This window comes from Prevotella melaninogenica (genome assembly GCF_018128065.1).
GTDB lineage: Bacteria > Bacteroidota > Bacteroidia > Bacteroidales > Bacteroidaceae > Prevotella.
Window position 1 is genome coordinate 680,665 of record NZ_CP072360.1, and the last position, 16,371, is coordinate 697,035.

9 protein-coding genes and 1 rRNA gene are annotated in these 16,371 nt (G+C 41.7%); 7 read left to right on the plus strand and 3 right to left on the minus strand.

Features of this window, described 5'->3' with window-relative positions; translation table 11 throughout:
* Window positions 1-20: 20 nt before the first annotated feature.
* Both J5A56_RS08565 and rseP read left to right on the plus strand, forming a co-directional pair.
* Window positions 21-1,178 carry a 1-deoxy-D-xylulose-5-phosphate reductoisomerase gene (locus J5A56_RS08565; RefSeq protein ID WP_021671277.1) on the plus strand — a complete coding sequence of 386 codons (1,158 nt, stop codon included), beginning with the start codon at window positions 21-23 and terminating at the stop codon, window positions 1,176-1,178.
* 14 nt (window positions 1,179-1,192) lie between these two features.
* Complete coding sequence (gene rseP / locus J5A56_RS08570) at window positions 1,193-2,593, plus strand: RIP metalloprotease RseP (protein WP_021671278.1); 1,401 nt, start codon at window positions 1,193-1,195, stop codon at window positions 2,591-2,593.
* Window positions 2,594-2,879: 286 nt separating this feature from the next.
* Here rseP and J5A56_RS08575 read toward each other — a convergent pair whose 3' ends face one another.
* From J5A56_RS08575 to purL, 3 genes are all read right to left on the minus strand, one after another.
* Window positions 2,880-3,455, minus strand: coding sequence for a chromate transporter (locus J5A56_RS08575; RefSeq protein WP_021671279.1), 576 nt, complete (start codon window positions 3,453-3,455; stop codon window positions 2,880-2,882).
* Between the two features lie 203 nt (window positions 3,456-3,658).
* Window positions 3,659-4,273, minus strand: a complete 615-nt coding sequence (locus tag J5A56_RS08585) for a chromate transporter (RefSeq protein ID WP_036919198.1) — start codon at window positions 4,271-4,273, stop codon at window positions 3,659-3,661.
* Window positions 4,274-4,442: 169 nt separating this feature from the next.
* Window positions 4,443-8,189 (minus strand): phosphoribosylformylglycinamidine synthase, encoded by a 3,747-nt coding sequence (purL, locus tag J5A56_RS08590; RefSeq protein ID WP_021671281.1) that lies wholly within the window; start codon window positions 8,187-8,189, stop codon window positions 4,443-4,445.
* A gap of 932 nt (window positions 8,190-9,121) precedes the next feature.
* On the opposite strand from purL, the gene J5A56_RS08595 reads away from it, so the two are divergent.
* From J5A56_RS08595 to J5A56_RS08615, 5 genes are all read left to right on the plus strand, one after another.
* Window positions 9,122-10,306: a hypothetical protein gene (locus tag J5A56_RS08595; protein ID WP_211815585.1), complete on the plus strand. Its 1,185-nt coding sequence runs from the start codon at window positions 9,122-9,124 to the stop codon at window positions 10,304-10,306.
* A 29-nt stretch (window positions 10,307-10,335) separates the two neighbouring features.
* A complete protein-coding gene (locus tag J5A56_RS08600; protein WP_211815586.1) occupies window positions 10,336-10,731 on the plus strand; it encodes a hypothetical protein in 396 nt (131 codons plus the stop codon).
* Window positions 10,732-11,038: 307 nt separating this feature from the next.
* The gene (locus J5A56_RS08605) at window positions 11,039-12,649 is read left to right on the plus strand and encodes a leucine-rich repeat domain-containing protein (protein ID WP_211815587.1); all 1,611 of its coding nucleotides are present in this window, start codon (window positions 11,039-11,041) and stop codon (window positions 12,647-12,649) included.
* Between the two features lie 402 nt (window positions 12,650-13,051).
* Complete coding sequence (locus J5A56_RS08610) at window positions 13,052-13,912, plus strand: OmpA family protein (RefSeq protein ID WP_021673061.1); 861 nt, start codon at window positions 13,052-13,054, stop codon at window positions 13,910-13,912.
* 779 nt (window positions 13,913-14,691) lie between these two features.
* Window positions 14,692-16,222 (plus strand): 16S ribosomal RNA (locus J5A56_RS08615).
* Window positions 16,223-16,371: the final 149 nt, after the last annotated feature.

The window sequence follows — 16,371 nt, forward strand, 5'->3', positions numbered from 1 at the left end:
AGTATAAACTAAAAGAATTAATGAAACAACAAATCTGTATATTAGGCTCAACAGGTAGCATTGGTACGCAAGCCCTTGATGTTATCAGTCAGCATTCAGACCTCTATGAGGCTTATGCACTCACTGCTAATCATCGTTGGAAGGAACTTGCTGAGCAGGCTCGTCGTTTTAATCCTGCTGCGGTTGTCATTGCTGATGAGGCTTATTATGAACCTTTGAAGCAAGAGTTGGCTGATATGCCTGATGTAAAGGTATATGCAGGTAGCAAAGCTTTGGAGGACATCGTTGAGTCACCATCAATAGATATGGTACTTACAGCGATGGTTGGCTATTCGGGTCTTGCTCCAACAATCCATGCTATCAAAGCAAAGAAGAAGATATGTTTGGCAAACAAGGAGACACTTGTCGTAGCTGGCGAGTTGATTCTTCAGTTGGCTCAGCAGTATCATGTGCCGATCCTGCCTGTGGACAGCGAGCATAGTGCTATCTTCCAGAGTTTAGTTGGTGAGGATGCAAACGAGATTGAGAAGATTCTTCTCACTTGTTCAGGCGGTCCTTTCCGCACTTTTAGCCACGAACAGTTGAAGAGTGTTACAGCAGCCGATGCCCTAAAACACCCAACATGGGATATGGGAGCAAAGATTACTATCGATTCCGCATCTTTGATGAACAAGGGTTTCGAAGTGATAGAAGCTAAGTGGCTCTTCGGTGTTCCTGCTGATAAGATACAAGTGTTGGTTCATCCACAGTCTATCGTTCACAGTGCAGTACAGTTCTGTGATGGTGGTGTGAAAGCACAGTTGGGTGTTCCTGATATGAGATTACCTATCCAATATGCCTTTTCATTCCCACAACGTCTATCGTTAGGCGGCGATAGGTTAGATCTTTTCCGTCAGCCATTAGAGTTCTTTGAGCCTGATGTGGAGAAGTTTAAGTGTCTTGCAATGGCATACGAAGCTATTAACAAGGGTGGCAATATGCCTTGTATTGTCAATGCAGCCAACGAGATTGTCAATGAAGGCTTCCGTAAGGGTGCTTGTAGTTTCTTGGCAATGGGCGACATCATTGAGAAGGCAATGCAAACTGTTGCTTTTGATAGCAATCCAGATTATGATGTATATGTGCAGACGGATGCTGAGGCACGTCGTGTAGCACTTGAGATTATGAACAATAAATAACGAATAGATAAATAATGGAAACATTTCTGATCAGATTGCTCCAGTTCATTCTGGCAATCTCTCTGCTTGTCCTGCTGCATGAAGGCGGACACATGTTCTTTGCGAAGCTTTTTGGCGTTCGCGTTGAGAAGTTCTTCGTATTCTTCGATGTGGGCATCGGTAAGTGGAAAGGTAAACTCTTCAGTTGGAAGCCTAAGAAAGACGATACGGAATATGGTATGGGTTGGCTGCCACTTGGTGGCTACTGTAAGATATCTGGTATGATTGATGAAAGCTTCGATACAGACCAAATGAAGCAGGAACCACAACCATGGGAATTCCGTACAAAGCCAGCTTGGCAACGCCTTTTGATTATGATAGGTGGTGTATTGGTCAACTTTGTCCTCGCCCTCTTCATTTATTCCATGATCATGTTTACATGGGGTGACAGCTATTTTAAGGTGTCTGACATGAGTATGGGTATGCGTTTCAATGCTGAGGCTAAGGCTTTAGGTTTCAAAGACCATGACGTGATGTTGAGAACAGACCAAGGGGCTTTCCGTGAGTATGCGAATGTGAATGGCGATTTCTTCCGTCAGATAGCACAGGCAAAGCGTGTAGACGTATTGCGTAATGGCAAGAAGCATAGTATTACTCTGTCAGGTGATATGGATATGCTCTCAATGATTAAGACTCGTCCTTTGTTTGCGGAGCCTTTTATTCCTGCACAAGTTGACAGCGTGTTGGGTGATACTCCAGCTGCCAAAGCTGGTATTAAAGCTGGCGATGTCATTAAGTCTATCAATGGGAAGCCTATTGAGACATGGTCAGATATGAACTATCAGACTGGTGTGTTGAGTGATGTCTTAGCGGTGAAGAATAGACATAAAGATTCTCTTTCTGTTCGCTCTGTTGTATTGACAGTTCAGCATAAGGGCGTAGAAAAGCTCGACACGATGAAACTCATGTTGACACCAGACTTGAAGTTGGGCGTTCTGCAGGCTACATTGGCTACTTATTATAAGCCAGTAGAGGAGAAGTACACTTTCTTTGAGAGTTTCCCTGCAGGTATTAAGCATGGTTGGAACGTTCTGCGTGGTTATGTTGGTAACTTCCGTTACCTTGCTTCGGCAGATGGTGCTAAGAGTATTGGCGGCTTCGGAGCTATCGGTAGTCTCTTCCCCCCATTCTGGGATTGGTATATGTTCTGGTCGATGACAGCTTTCTTAAGTATCATGCTTGCTTTCATGAACATCCTCCCTATCCCTGCTTTGGATGGTGGTCACGTCGTATTCCTTCTCTATGAGATAATTACTCGTCGTAAACCTTCTGAGAAGTTTATGGTACGTGCAGAATATGTTGGTATCACAATTCTTATCCTTCTTATGATATTTGCAAACCTCAACGATATACTTCGTTGGTTGCATATTATGTAAGATAAGGAATTGTTTTTAATGGTATAAGCCTTTACAAGGGCTTTAATAAGGAATCACGCAACACCTGCATTTGCAAGTATTGCGTGATTTTGTTTATTGTAGGTTGTATAATGCTTTTTAATTTATAAGGCTGTACAACTCTTTTCTACCATATACTATATGGTGTTAGGGCTCCGCACGATTGGTGCTCAGTAATAACACAGTGCGTGTTGGGCAACAACACAATGGTGAAAGATGGGTAAACACTCCCCTTTCTGTGGGAGAAGACCAGTGGAAGAGGGCTTTCTTAATAAAGCAGTATCAGTCCTGCAAAGGCAGCATAACATATCATGCGGATAGGATTAATCTTTAACCACATCGTACCGACAAAGGTTGCAGCAAAGAGGAACAAGCTAATCCAAAACTGCCAAGGGTTAATGCTTGGTGCTGAGAAATTCTCCGCATTACATAATAATAAGGTAGCCGCAGCCAACAGACCCACCACAACTGGGCGCAGACCAGCAAAGACTGACTGTACCACAGGTGTATTCATATACTTGAGGAACATTTTACTGATAAGAATCATCATTATTACTGATGGGAGTACAAGGGCTATGGTCGCGGTGAGACTACCCAATACTGCCATTCCTGCGCCAAAGCCTGCATTATGTACAGCGGTATAACCGCAATAGGTAGCAGAGTTGATGCCAATAGGTCCGGGTGTCATCTGTGATACAGCAACAATGTTGGTAAACTCTGCAGAGCTAAGCCAATGATGGTTCACAACCGTTTCTGTTTGTATCAGTGATAACATTCCATATCCTCCACCGAATCCAAAGAGTCCGATGATAAAGAAAGTGTAGAAAAGTTCTAAGTATATCATATTATTTTTCTATTGTTCGTTTGTTGTTTCTTTTCCACGATATATCTCGTTAGGCTCCCTCCTTCGGAAACTTCGTGAGTTGTTTCTTTCCCGAAATATACCCCATTAAGCTCTACCCTTTGAAAGTTTCGTTTGCTGTTTCTTTTTCGAAATATATCCCGTTAGGATCTCCCCTCCTTCGGAGGGGCTGGGGGAGGTCTTTCTTACTCCGTTGGTTTTATAAACTTTCCATAAAGGAATCCACCCAATCCTGCAGCAATAATGACATAGACGGGATTGACACCTAACAGCCAAATGGCAACGGCTGTGACAATAGGAATCCAACAGTTTGCCAATGATATTTTTGCACTCTTAGCCAACGTAAAGGTTGGTGCTGCAATCAAAGCCACTACGGCAGGGCGTATTCCACGGAACATTGCGGCCACCCAAGGGATGTCCATAAACTGATGGAAGAAGAGGGCGATGCCGAGAATGATAAGGAAAGAGGGAAGGATAACGCCCAAGCAGGTACAAATCGCCCCCGGTGTCTTCCGCATCTTATAGCCAACAAAGACACTGATATTAGCCGCAAAGACACCCGGACAGCTTTGTGCGACAGCTATCAGGTCAACGAATTGGTCTTCAGGAATCCACTTTTTCTTCACTACGACCTCATTTTGAATGATTGATATCATAGCATAGCCACCCCCAAGTGTAAAAGCTCCAATCTTAAAGAAGGTTTTGAAAGCTTCCCAGTAGAAGTTTTTGGGTGATGGGGGTTGGGGGTTGAGTGTTGGGGGTTGGGGGTTGGGTGTTGATGAATAGTTTTGTTTGTACACTGTGACTGGTTTTTTGTGGTGAGATGAATATGGGATAAGTACAGATACCCCCATCTGTTCACATATACCTTTTAGGTAATATAACTCAGATGAGGGTGTCTCTTGTGTTGTCTTTATATATTAAAGGTGTGCTAATATGCTTCACCTTTAAGTAGGGAGAAGCAAGTTCTTAGAGCTTGCTTTCAACCCACTTGCGAGCATTTACAAATGCCTCAATCCATGGTGTAACCTCGTCCTGACGACGCTCACGTGGATAGTAAGCCTGCTGCCATGGGAAGATAGCGCGCTCCAAGTGTGGCATCATTGCAAGGTGGCGACCGTCTGCAGAGCAGATACCTGCTACATTATAGTCAGAGCCGTTAGGGTTGCCTGGATATTCAGCGTAGTTGTATTTAGCGATGATATTGTACTTATCTTCTGCCTCTGGGAGGTAGAAACGACCCTCACCGTGTGCTACCCAGATACCGAGTTTGTTACCGCTCAAAGAACCGAACATTACACTATTGTTCTGTGGAATGGTCAAGTTCAAGAATGAACTCTCAAACTTCTTGCTGGTATTGTGGCAGAGGTGAGCACGATGCTTGTGCTCTGGATTGATAAGGTTCAACTCAACCATCAACTGACAACCGTTACAGATACCCAATGAAAGTGTATCTTTGCGTGCATAGAAGCGGTCAAGTGCCTGCTTAGCCTTTGGGTTATAGAGGAAAGCACCAGCCCATCCCTTTGCAGAACCAAGTACGTCTGAGTTAGAGAAGCCACCGCAGAAGACAATCATATTTACTTCTTCCAAAGTCTCACGACCAGTGATAAGGTCGGTCATCATGACGTCTTTCACCTCAAAGCCTGCCAAATAGAGTGCGTAAGCCATCTCACGCTCACCATTGGTACCCTTCTCACGAATGATAGCTGCCTTTGGTGTTTGGTGATGGGTGTTAGGTGTTGAAGTCTTCCAACGGTCTGCATCGAGTTCGTACTGCTGGAGAGTACCTGTAAAGTCTGCATTAAACTTCATCTCGATTGGCTGCTTCTTATAGTTCTGGCAACGCTTCTTAGCCATGCCGTTCATACTCTGTTTGCGGTCGAGCAGATAAGATGTCTTATACCATGTCTCGCGCAATGCATCAATATCGAACGCTGCCTTCCAGTCGCCATCAGCAATACTGAGCGTGCGTTTGTCAGGACTTGGTATACCGATACGAGCAAAGCCGATGCAGTTCTCTGTCAAGAACTCTTTGACTTCTTCCTTATGTTCATCAGCAACCTGGATAACAACACCTGGATTCTCTGCAAAAAGCTTCTTGATTACATCATCACCCTTGATATCGTGGAGGTTGATATGCAAACCACCTTCTGTATTAGCAAAGGTCATCTCAAGCAGTGTTGTAATCAAACCACCTGCAGAAATGTCGTGTCCAGCAAGTATCCATCCACGGCGAATCATCTCCTGTACGGTATCGAAACAGTCGCAGAAGTACTGTGGTTCTTTTACGGTTGGAACGTCACTACCAATCTTTCCAAGGCTCTGTGCAAAGGCTGAACCACCTAAACGCTGCTCGTCAAAACTGAAGTCGATATGATAGAGGCGTGTGTTCTTATCATTCACAAGTACTGGAGAAACGACCTGACGCACGTCGCTCACTTCACCACCACTGGTAACAATGACGGTTCCTGGAGAGATAATCTTATCTCCATTAGGATATTGCTGGGTCAGAGATAGTGAATCCTTACCTGTTGGAACGTTCACACCGATAGCGCAGCAGAAGTCTGACAAAGCCTTAACCGCACTATAAAGACGAGCATCTTCACCCTTCTGTGAGCGACAAGGCCACATCCAGTTGGCTGAAAGACTCAGGCTATCCATGCCGTCTGCCAATGGCGCCCATACGATGTTGGTCAATGATTCAGCTACGGAAAGGACAGAGCCTGCCTCTGGTGATGCGAGTCCTGCCTGTGGAGCGTGACCGAGTGCGGTTGCGATACCCTTATGACCACGATAGTCTAAGGCTACAACACCACAGTCTGAGAGTGGCAATTGAATCTCACCCTGACACTGCTGACGAGCAACCTTACCTGTTACGGAGCGGTCAACCTTATTCGTCAGCCAGTCTTTACATGCCACAGCTTCTAACTGAAGCACACGCTGGAGGTATTCCTCCACCTTATTTATACTATAAGAAACATTCTCATATTTACGCTCAATGGTCTCATCCTTCATAATAGTCTTTGGAGAATGACCGAACATCTGAGCTACGTCTAAGTCGAATGGTTTTACGCCATCGCCCTGTACAAATGTGAAGTGGGCGTCACCTGTTGTCTCACCAACAACATACATTGGAGCACGTTCACGCTCGGCAATCTTCTTCACGTGGTCAAGATGCTTCTCGTCGATGAGCAAGCCCATGCGCTCTTGTGACTCGTTGGCAATGATTTCCTTGGCACTCAATGTCTTGTCACCGATAGGCAACTGTGACATATCAATCTTGCCACCACATTCTTCAACAAGCTCACTCAAACAATTTAGGTGTCCTGCAGAACCGTGGTCGTGGATAGAAACAACTGGGTTGTTGTCTTCTTCTACCAATGCACGTACGAGGTTATAGGCACGTTTCTGCATCTCTGGGTTAGCACGCTGTATGGCATTCAACTCGATACCATTTGAATAACGACCCGTATCAACTGATGATACAGAACCGCCACCAAGTCCGATGCGGTAGTTATCGCCACCAACGACAACTACCTTGTTACCAGCCTGTGGCTCACCCTTCAGACAGTCGCGCTTAGCACCATAACCTACACCACCAGCAAGCATAATCACCTTGTCGTAAGCATACTTCTCACCATTCTCTTGATGCTCAAATGTGAGTAGTGAACCAGTAATTAAAGGCTGACCAAACTTATTACCGAAATCACTTGCACCATTAGATGCCTTGATCAGAATCTGCTCTGGAGTCTGATAGAGCCACTGACGAACAGGAAGGATGTCTTCCCAATCACGTAGGGCTGGAGTTGTTCCGTCATCTTCTGTCAGACGAGGGTAAGCGGTCATATATACTGCTGTTCCTGCAATGGGCCATGAACCAACGCCACCACCCATACGGTCACGAATCTCACCACCCGTACCTGTTGCTGCTCCATTGAATGGCTCAACGGTAGTAGGGAAGTTGTGGGTCTCGGCTTTCAGAGAGATAACACTCTCGATAGGCTTCACACGGAAATAGTCGGATGTGCTCTGGTTTGCTGGTGCAAACTGCTCAATCTCTGGACCTTGTGCGAAAGCTACGTTATCTTTATAAGCTGAAAGAATCTTACCGGGATTCTCTTTCGTTGTCTTCTTGATGAGGCTGAAGAGACTGCTCTCCATCACTTTACCGTCAATGACGAACTCACCACCGAAGATCTTATGGCGGCAATGCTCAGAGTTAATCTGTGCGAAACCGAAGATTTCAGAGTCGGTGAGTGATCGGCCGTTCTGCTTCTCAATCTTATGGAGATACTCCATCTCCTCAGGTGAGAGTGCTAAGCCTTCCTCTTCGTTGAACTTCTCTAAGTCCTCTACACGCTTGATAGGCTCTGGCTCGTGGTTGACAGTGAAGATAGTCTGGTCCAGACCATCATACATACGCTGCAACATTGGGTCATAATCAGCCTCTTTGCTGCTTACAGGGAAGTACTCCTCTATACGCAAAATGCCGTCAAGACTCATATTCTGAGTAATCTCGACGGCATTCGTACTCCAAGGAGTAATCATCTCACGGCGTGGTCCCACATAGTAGCCCTGCAGCGTCTCTTCGTTCTGCAAGTAGGTGGCATCGCCATAGAGCCAACAAAGTTCGTTGATTTCCGCGTCGGATAATGCATGATTGACTTCTGTGGCAATCACGCTTTTGGACTGAGTTCTGAAGAAAAGAATCATAGTCTGTATATAAAATTTGGTGTTACTTCTGTTTGCAAAGATACGATATTCTTTGGATATACTGCCCTTTTGTCCAGTGTTTTTTAGTCTTCTTAGGTATTATAAATCTTCAAGCTCTATTTTGTTTGGAATTATGCTGTTGAAGTCGTAGTGGGAATTAAGGGCGAACCTTATTTTTGCGTAACTATGAAGCTACTTTCCTTATCTTTCTGATGTGTATTTCTAATGGTTTTCCAAGTCACTTTCCCCGTTGTAAAAACTCTTTTAGGCATAGCTTATTCAGCAGCTTTTCTATAGTTAAAAGTACTCTTCTGCCCTTTCATCAAGGTGTGGATTAGACCCCATCGAACAGCTGTCGCGAATTTCTTTTCATGAAGATAATTATTTTTTTTCATGAAGAAAAATATTTCTTTTCATGAAAATAATTTCTTTCTTTCGTGAAAATAATTCTGTACTTTAATGATTTTGGTTGACTCCTTTTGGTCTTTTTTACTAATTGTAGACTGGTCTAAAACTTATTTAGTAGTAGTTGTTGATACTATGTCTTTATTTCTGTAATTGTGTATCATAATATATTGTAGAACATGGCTATATAAGATGTTATTTTACCATCTTCAACGTTACTTCTTTTTGAAATAACACCTTGTTGTGGTTTGATATATTTTTTTTCTAATACATTTTAGTAATCAAAATGATACGTAATAAAAAATAATTTTCAAAATATTAGGTTTTTCAAATTTAATTTATATCTTTGCCATGTTTGTTGTTGGAATTTGCCGCTTGACTTAACTTAGTAGTACTGTGTGTGCATTCTACAACACGATGAAATATAGGTAACTAATCGTTACTCTTCTTTTTTTGAAATATTGTGAGCTAAATAAAATAGAACTGTTTTACGTCAAATATTTATTAACCTAATGATGTTGAAAATAATGAATGCAAGATTACTTAAAGTTTTGTTTGTACTTTTGGTTTGTTGTTCATCTTTACATGTGAAGTCTGAACCTATTGTTAAATTTAAACCCAAAAGTGATAAAGTTGTTTTTCGTTATAGTGGATCAAATGTTAAAATAACGGGTGCTGAGAAAGAAAAGGACTACAAAGGATATACTATTTACAAAACTACTCCTGGAGTAGATGTTGTATTGACTGGTGATTTGAGATCATTTAATTGTGATTCTCCTATTATTTTAGGAGAAAGAATATCTTATCTTGAAATAAGGGATTGTCCAAATTTGTCCGAAGTAATTTGTTCTAACAATTTTATGTCAGATTTAATTATAGAGAATTGCCCTAAGTTGAGGTGGCTTCAGATATGTAAGAATCAACTTAGGGGTGAAGTCTTTGACCGTTTAGCTTCCTCTCTTCCACAATGTGAAAATGGTGTATTCAGATTTTTGAACCCATATTCTGGTTATAGAGGTGATGAACCTGTTTATGCGTATGAGAATAATTACATGACTGACGAGCAGGTACAAAAATTCCGTGATCGGGGTTGGGCACCAATGATATACGCATTTTATGACAAGAGGAAATGGGTTGATTACTCTGAGTTATATACTGTGTATACATGGGATGAGGTAGAATTTAAAACAAATATGGCACCAGGGACAGAGTTTGAAATCGGATTCCAGACTGTTTGTGCTCCATCGTATTTTGAAATGAATAATGTAACGTGTGCCGATTTAAGTAAACTTAATGCGGGTATACCCTCGAAACTGAAGTATACAGGAACTGGTGGCAGTTTTTCAGTGAAGGGAATCGTTATTAGAGGTATAACGATTAAGTCGGATGCTGAAATAACTTCTATTTCATGTTCAAATCCAGCTAATTTATATTATTTAACCTGTAACAATCAACCACTTAGTTCTATTGATTTAAGTAAGTATGAAAATTTGGAAAACTTGACTTTGAAATATAATTTTTTACAGGAGCTTGATCTCTCTAAACTCCCTAAACTTTACAACTTGACTTGTACTGGTAATTTGTTGACAGAGCTTGATGTTCGGAATAATCCAGACCTGTATTTCTTAAAGTGTGATGACAATATGATTACTTCTCTTGATATTTCTCAAAATAAAAGTTGGGTATGCTTAATGTTTCTCATAATAACCTAACTGAGCTGGATATTTCAAATAATCCGCGTTTGGAAGAAATTGGAATTGCTGTGAATAATATCAAGCGTGAGAAGATGGATGAAATTGTAAACCACTTAGTGCAGGCTCCTACAGGTAAAAAAAGATACCTCTATCCGTATGATACTCGATATGCGTCACAAGGATTCCCCGAGGGCAATGAGTGTAGTAAAGAAAGTATGAAGAAGGCTAAGGATTTAGGTTGGTTTGTGTTTACATTCAATGATAAGGGAAAGCGAATAGAGTTTGAAGGTACTGACATTGTCAATAGTATTGATATGATACAGGATGAGTCAGACACTATAGCAGAGATATACGATTTGCAAGGTAGACGTCGTGCGTCAATGGCTCGTGGTGTGAATATTGTAAAAATGAAAAATGGGGAAGTGCGTAAAGTTGTAAAATAAGGTTCTTCCAAAATATGGAGCGATAAAGTAAGCCTACTACATAATAAAGCACACAGAGAAACTCTAAGTTTCTTGCTACAGACCTAGAGTTTCTCTGTGTGACATTTTCAAATTTAATTTATATCTTTGCCATGTTTGTTGTTGGAATTTGCTGCTTGACTTAGTAGTACTATGGTGTGTGCGTTCTGCAACGCGATGAAAGAAGGGATAATTAATCGTTACTCTTCTATTTTTTGAAATATTGTGAGCTAAATAAAATAGAACTGTTTTACGTCAAATATTTATTAACCTAATGATGTTGAAAATAATGAATGCAAGATTACTTAAAGTTTTGTTTGTACTTTTGGTTTGTTGTTCATCTTTACATGTGAAGGCTGAACCTATTGTTAAATTTAAACCCAAAAGTGATAAAGTTGTTTTTCGTTATAGTGGATCAAATGTTAAAATAACGGGTGCTGAGAAAGAAAAGGACTACAAAGGATATACTATTTACAAAACTACTCCTGGAGTAGATGTTGTACTGACTGGTGATTTGAGTTCTTTTAATTGTAATTCTCCTTATGTTATAGGAGAAAGAATATCTTACCTTGAAATAAGGGATTGTCCACTTTTGTCCGAAGTTAATTGTGGCAATAATTTCATTTCAGACTTGGTTATAGAGAATTGTCCTAAGTTGAGGTGGCTTGAACTTTCAAAGAATCTGCTTAGAGGTGAAGTTTTTGACCGGTTGGCTTCTTCTCTTCCACAATGTAAACAAGGTGAGTTGAGGTTTTTGAAACCAAATACAGGTTATAGAGGCAAGGCGTCATATTATACGTATGAGAATAATTACATGACCGATGAACAGATACAGAAGTTCCGTGATCGGGGCTGGACGCCAAAGATATTTACATATCAAGCTGGTGACAAATGGGTTGATTATTCTGAGTTATACACAGCGTATAAATGGGAAGAGATAGAATTCAAAACAAACATGGCGCCAGGTACGGAGTTTGAAATAGAAATACAGACAGGCACTGCTCCTTCGTATTTTGAGCTGAAGAATTTAACGTGTTCTAATTTGTATATGCTTAATGCCCCCGTGCCCTTGAAAATGAAGTATACCGGAACTGATGGGAAATTCTCTGTGAGAGGAATTTGTATCTCAGGCTTCGAAATTGGCACCGAAGCAGAGATTACGGACTTTTCGTGTTCAAATCCCGCCAGCATGATCTATATTTCCTGTAACAATCAGGCGCTTTCATCCATTGATTTAAGTAAGTATGAAAATTTGAAAGACTTGACTTTGAAATATAACTTTTTACAGGAACTTGACCTTTCCCAACTCCCTAAACTCTACAACTTGACTTGTACTGGTAATTTGTTGACAAGACTTGATGTTAGGAATAATCCAGACCTGCATTTCTTAAAGTGTGATGACAATATGATTACTTCTCTTGATATTTCTCAAAATAAAAAGTTGGGTATGCTTAATGTTTCTCATAATAACCTAACTGAGCTGGATATTTCAAATAATCCGCGTTTGGAAGAAATTGGAATTGCTGTGAATAATATCAAGCGTGAGAAGATGGATGAAATTGTAAACCACTTAGTGCAGGCTCCTACAGGTAAAAAAAGATACCTCTATCCGTATGATACTCGATATGCGTCACAAGGATTCCCCGAGGGCAATGAGTGTAGTAAAGAAAGTATGAAGAAGGCTAAGGATTTAGGTTGGTTTGTGTTTACATTCAATGATAAGGGAAAGCGAATAGAGTTTGAAGGTACTGACATTGCCAATAGTATTGATTTTGTAAAGGATGAAGCTGATTCTATAACAGAAATCTATGATTTACAAGGACGACGTCGTGCGTCAATGGCTCGTGGTGTGAATATTGTAAAAATGAAAAATGGGAAAGTGCGTAAAGTCATAAAATAATAGAATTATTATTTCACGTGTTTTTAAAGGGGGCATAAGGTTGGAGTTATTCTCTGGTCTATCTTATGCCTCCCCCTTAAATGACTTGTAAATAGAGATTTCTTTTATTTTGTCTTCCAATAGTTTATTCTGTATAATTTCATCAAAAAGTTCCATTAATTGTAAGTTTCAGGTTAAAAATGTCTAAACTCATTATACAACTATTTGTTTTACACGTCTTTATAATATCTTTGCAATAGATATACCGCATTCTGTGAAATGAGGTTAGTTTTGTGTACCTGTTTGCGTCGTTTTTATATAATAATGTGAGCGGGTTTCAAAACAGTAGAACTGACTTCTTTTTACGTTATGTTAGGAAGAATCTATTACAAGTAGAATAATAACCAAAATAAAATAGTAAATATGAAAAAGAGTCTTTTTATCGTAGCTTTGGCGTTGGGTACACTTGCATTTAGCAGTTGTGCCAGCAAGAAGGATTTGGAGAATTGTCGTACAGAGAATAATCAGTTAACGGCAGATTATCAGAATGCTAAGGAAACGATTGCAGCCAATAACGCACGTATCAAGAGCTTGGAGGATCAGTTGGCTCAGGCAAGAGAGAGTGCTGCTGCGTTGCAGGGTAGTCTTGATAACAGTTTGAGAAATGCCAATTCAAACAATATCAACATTTCTAAACTTGTTGATCAGATTAACGAGAGTAATCAGTATATCCGTCACTTGGTTGAGGTGAAGTCTAAGAGTGATTCTTTGAATATGGTGTTGACAAACAATCTTACTCGTTCTTTGAGCCGTGAGGAGTTGAAGGAGGTTGATGTACAGGTTCTGAAGGGTGTTGTTTATATCTCTTTGGCTGATAACATGCTTTATAAGAGTGGTTCTTATGAGGTGAATGATCGTGCTGAGCAGACATTGAGCAAGATTGCTAAGATTATCACTGATTATAAAGATTATGATGTCCTGATTGAGGGTAATACTGATAATGTGCCTATCAATACATCTGCTGACAAGATGAAGAATATCCGTAACAACTGGGATCTCTCTTGTTTGCGTGCGGCTTCTGTTGCACAGTATCTGCAGGATCGCTTCGGTGTAAATCCTAAGCGTTTGACTGCTGGTGGTCGTGGTGAGTATAACCCACTTGCTACTAATGATACTGAGTTGGGTAAGCAGCGTAACCGTCGTACACAGATTATCATTACTCCAAAGCTTGATCAGTTCATGGATCTCATTGGTGAGGCTCCAGAGACAAAGGCTGCAAAGTAATATGTAAATGAGTATAAGCTTTCTGTTCTTGATGTTTCAGTGAATGATTTATTTACAGTATTGATAGAGTAAGAATCGCTGAAATTTATAAATCTGTATCTTGTCTATACCATCTTGACAAGATACAGATTTTGGTTTTTATATGTCCAAAGGGAATAATTGCGGATCTTACATTTAAGATTTTGGTGCATTGATTGCTCTTGGACACATATATAATAATGTGTATTGAGACTATTTTAGCGAAGTCTATAATATATTTTGCGTTTAAAGGAGGCTTTTGTGTTATGAGTCTTTGATGTGGCTTGCCCTCTTTTTATAGGGTAGGGTTAATTATAATGGTGTTCTGGTTGGTTTTTTAATTGATTTGTATCAATATTGTGGGTTAATTTTAAGTTTTTTGAAAAATAATTCTCAAAACATTTGGTGGGAAAAGAAATTCTCTATACCTTTGCACTCGCTTTACAAAACTCGCCACCTGGCGCTTTGACTAAAGCGATAAAGAAAGAGTTCTTTGAAAAGATTTACATAAACAGAGAAGTAGTACAAGAAGCGTTTGTTTGATTTTATATCAAATAGATGGGTAAAAGAAACGAACCGATCAATTCCTTGTTCTTGCTTTTGAGGCACTGCCTCAAAATTTAAGTTCAAGCGAAAAGGTGCTTTTTAAACTTAAATTCTAAGGATAAGCGTTCTGAAACAGAGATTACTCGGTGACGTGTTTGGGAGTGGTGGTATTCATTACCACCTATCACCCCTCATTCATCACCAACACATATTTTACAATGGAGAGTTTGATCCTGGCTCAGGATGAACGCTAGCTACAGGCTTAACACATGCAAGTCGAGGGGAAACGGCATTGAGTGCTTGCACTCTTTGGACGTCGACCGGCGTACGGGTGAGTAACGCGTATCCAACCTTCCCATTACTGTGGGATAACCTGCCGAAAGGCAGACTAATACCGCATGGTCTTCGATGACGGCATCAGATTTGAAGTAAAGATTTATCGGTAATGGATGGGGATGCGTCTGATTAGCTTGTTGGCGGGGTAACGGCCCACCAAGGCGACGATCAGTAGGGGTTCTGAGAGGAAGGTCCCCCACATTGGAACTGAGACACGGTCCAAACTCCTACGGGAGGCAGCAGTGAGGAATATTGGTCAATGGACGTAAGTCTGAACCAGCCAAGTAGCGTGCAGGATGACGGCCCTATGGGTTGTAAACTGCTTTTGTATGGGGATAAAGTCAGTCACGTGTGATTGTTTGCAGGTACCATACGAATAAGGACCGGCTAATTCCGTGCCAGCAGCCGCGGTAATACGGAAGGTCCAGGCGTTATCCGGATTTATTGGGTTTAAAGGGAGCGTAGGCCGGAGATTAAGTGTGTTGTGAAATGTAGACGCTCAACGTCTGACTTGCAGCGCATACTGGTTTCCTTGAGTACGCACAACGTTGGCGGAATTCGTCGTGTAGCGGTGAAATGCTTAGATATGACGAAGAACTCCGATTGCGAAGGCAGCTGACGGGAGCGCAACTGACGCTTAAGCTCGAAGGTGCGGGTATCAAACAGGATTAGATACCCTGGTAGTCCGCACAGTAAACGATGGATGCCCGCTGTTGGTACCTGGTATCAGCGGCTAAGCGAAAGCATTAAGCATCCCACCTGGGGAGTACGCCGGCAACGGTGAAACTCAAAGGAATTGACGGGGGCCCGCACAAGCGGAGGAACATGTGGTTTAATTCGATGATACGCGAGGAACCTTACCCGGGCTTGAATTGCAGAGGAAGTATTTAGAGATAATGACGCCCTTCGGGGTCTCTGTGAAGGTGCTGCATGGTTGTCGTCAGCTCGTGCCGTGAGGTGTCGGCTTAAGTGCCATAACGAGCGCAACCCTTCTCTTCAGTTGCCATCAGGTAATGCTGGGCACTCTGGAGACACTGCCACCGTAAGGTGTGAGGAAGGTGGGGATGACGTCAAATCAGCACGGCCCTTACGTCCGGGGCTACACACGTGTTACAATGGCCGGTACAGAGGGACGGTGTAATGCAAATTGCATCCAATCTTGAAAGCCGGTCCCAGTTCGGACTGGGGTCTGCAACCCGACCCCACGAAGCTGGATTCGCTAGTAATCGCGCATCAGCCATGGCGCGGTGAATACGTTCCCGGGCCTTGTACACACCGCCCGTCAAGCCATGAAAGCCGGGGGTGCCTGAAGTCCGTGACCGCAAGGATCGGCCTAGGGCAAAACTGGTGATTGGGGCTAAGTCGTAACAAGGTAGCCGTACCGGAAGGTGCGGCTGGAACACCTCCTTTCTGGAGAGAATGTTTATCAATTTGACGAGTAACGCGTTTACAAGTGAACAAGTTTACATGTAGACGAGTTGACAAGTTAATAGAATAGAAAAAAGAAGTTAAATAGAACCTTGGTTCGTTTTCCTTCTTGTACTCACTGAAACTGTTTT

Bases quoted from the DNA above. Each gene is read 5' to 3' on its own strand.
- J5A56_RS08565 (WP_021671277.1), top strand. From the start codon at position 21: ATGAAACAACAAATCTGTATATTAGGCTCAACAGGTAGCATTGGTACG.
- rseP (WP_021671278.1), top strand. From the start codon at position 1,193: ATGGAAACATTTCTGATCAGATTGCTCCAGTTCATTCTGGCAATCTCT.
- J5A56_RS08575 (WP_021671279.1), bottom strand. From the start codon at position 3,455: ATGATATACTTAGAACTTTTCTACACTTTCTTTATCATCGGACTCTTT.
- purL (WP_021671281.1), bottom strand. From the start codon at position 8,189: ATGATTCTTTTCTTCAGAACTCAGTCCAAAAGCGTGATTGCCACAGAA.
- J5A56_RS08595 (WP_211815585.1), top strand. From the start codon at position 9,122: ATGAATGCAAGATTACTTAAAGTTTTGTTTGTACTTTTGGTTTGTTGT.
- J5A56_RS08605 (WP_211815587.1), top strand. From the start codon at position 11,039: ATGAATGCAAGATTACTTAAAGTTTTGTTTGTACTTTTGGTTTGTTGT.
- J5A56_RS08610 (WP_021673061.1), top strand. From the start codon at position 13,052: ATGAAAAAGAGTCTTTTTATCGTAGCTTTGGCGTTGGGTACACTTGCA.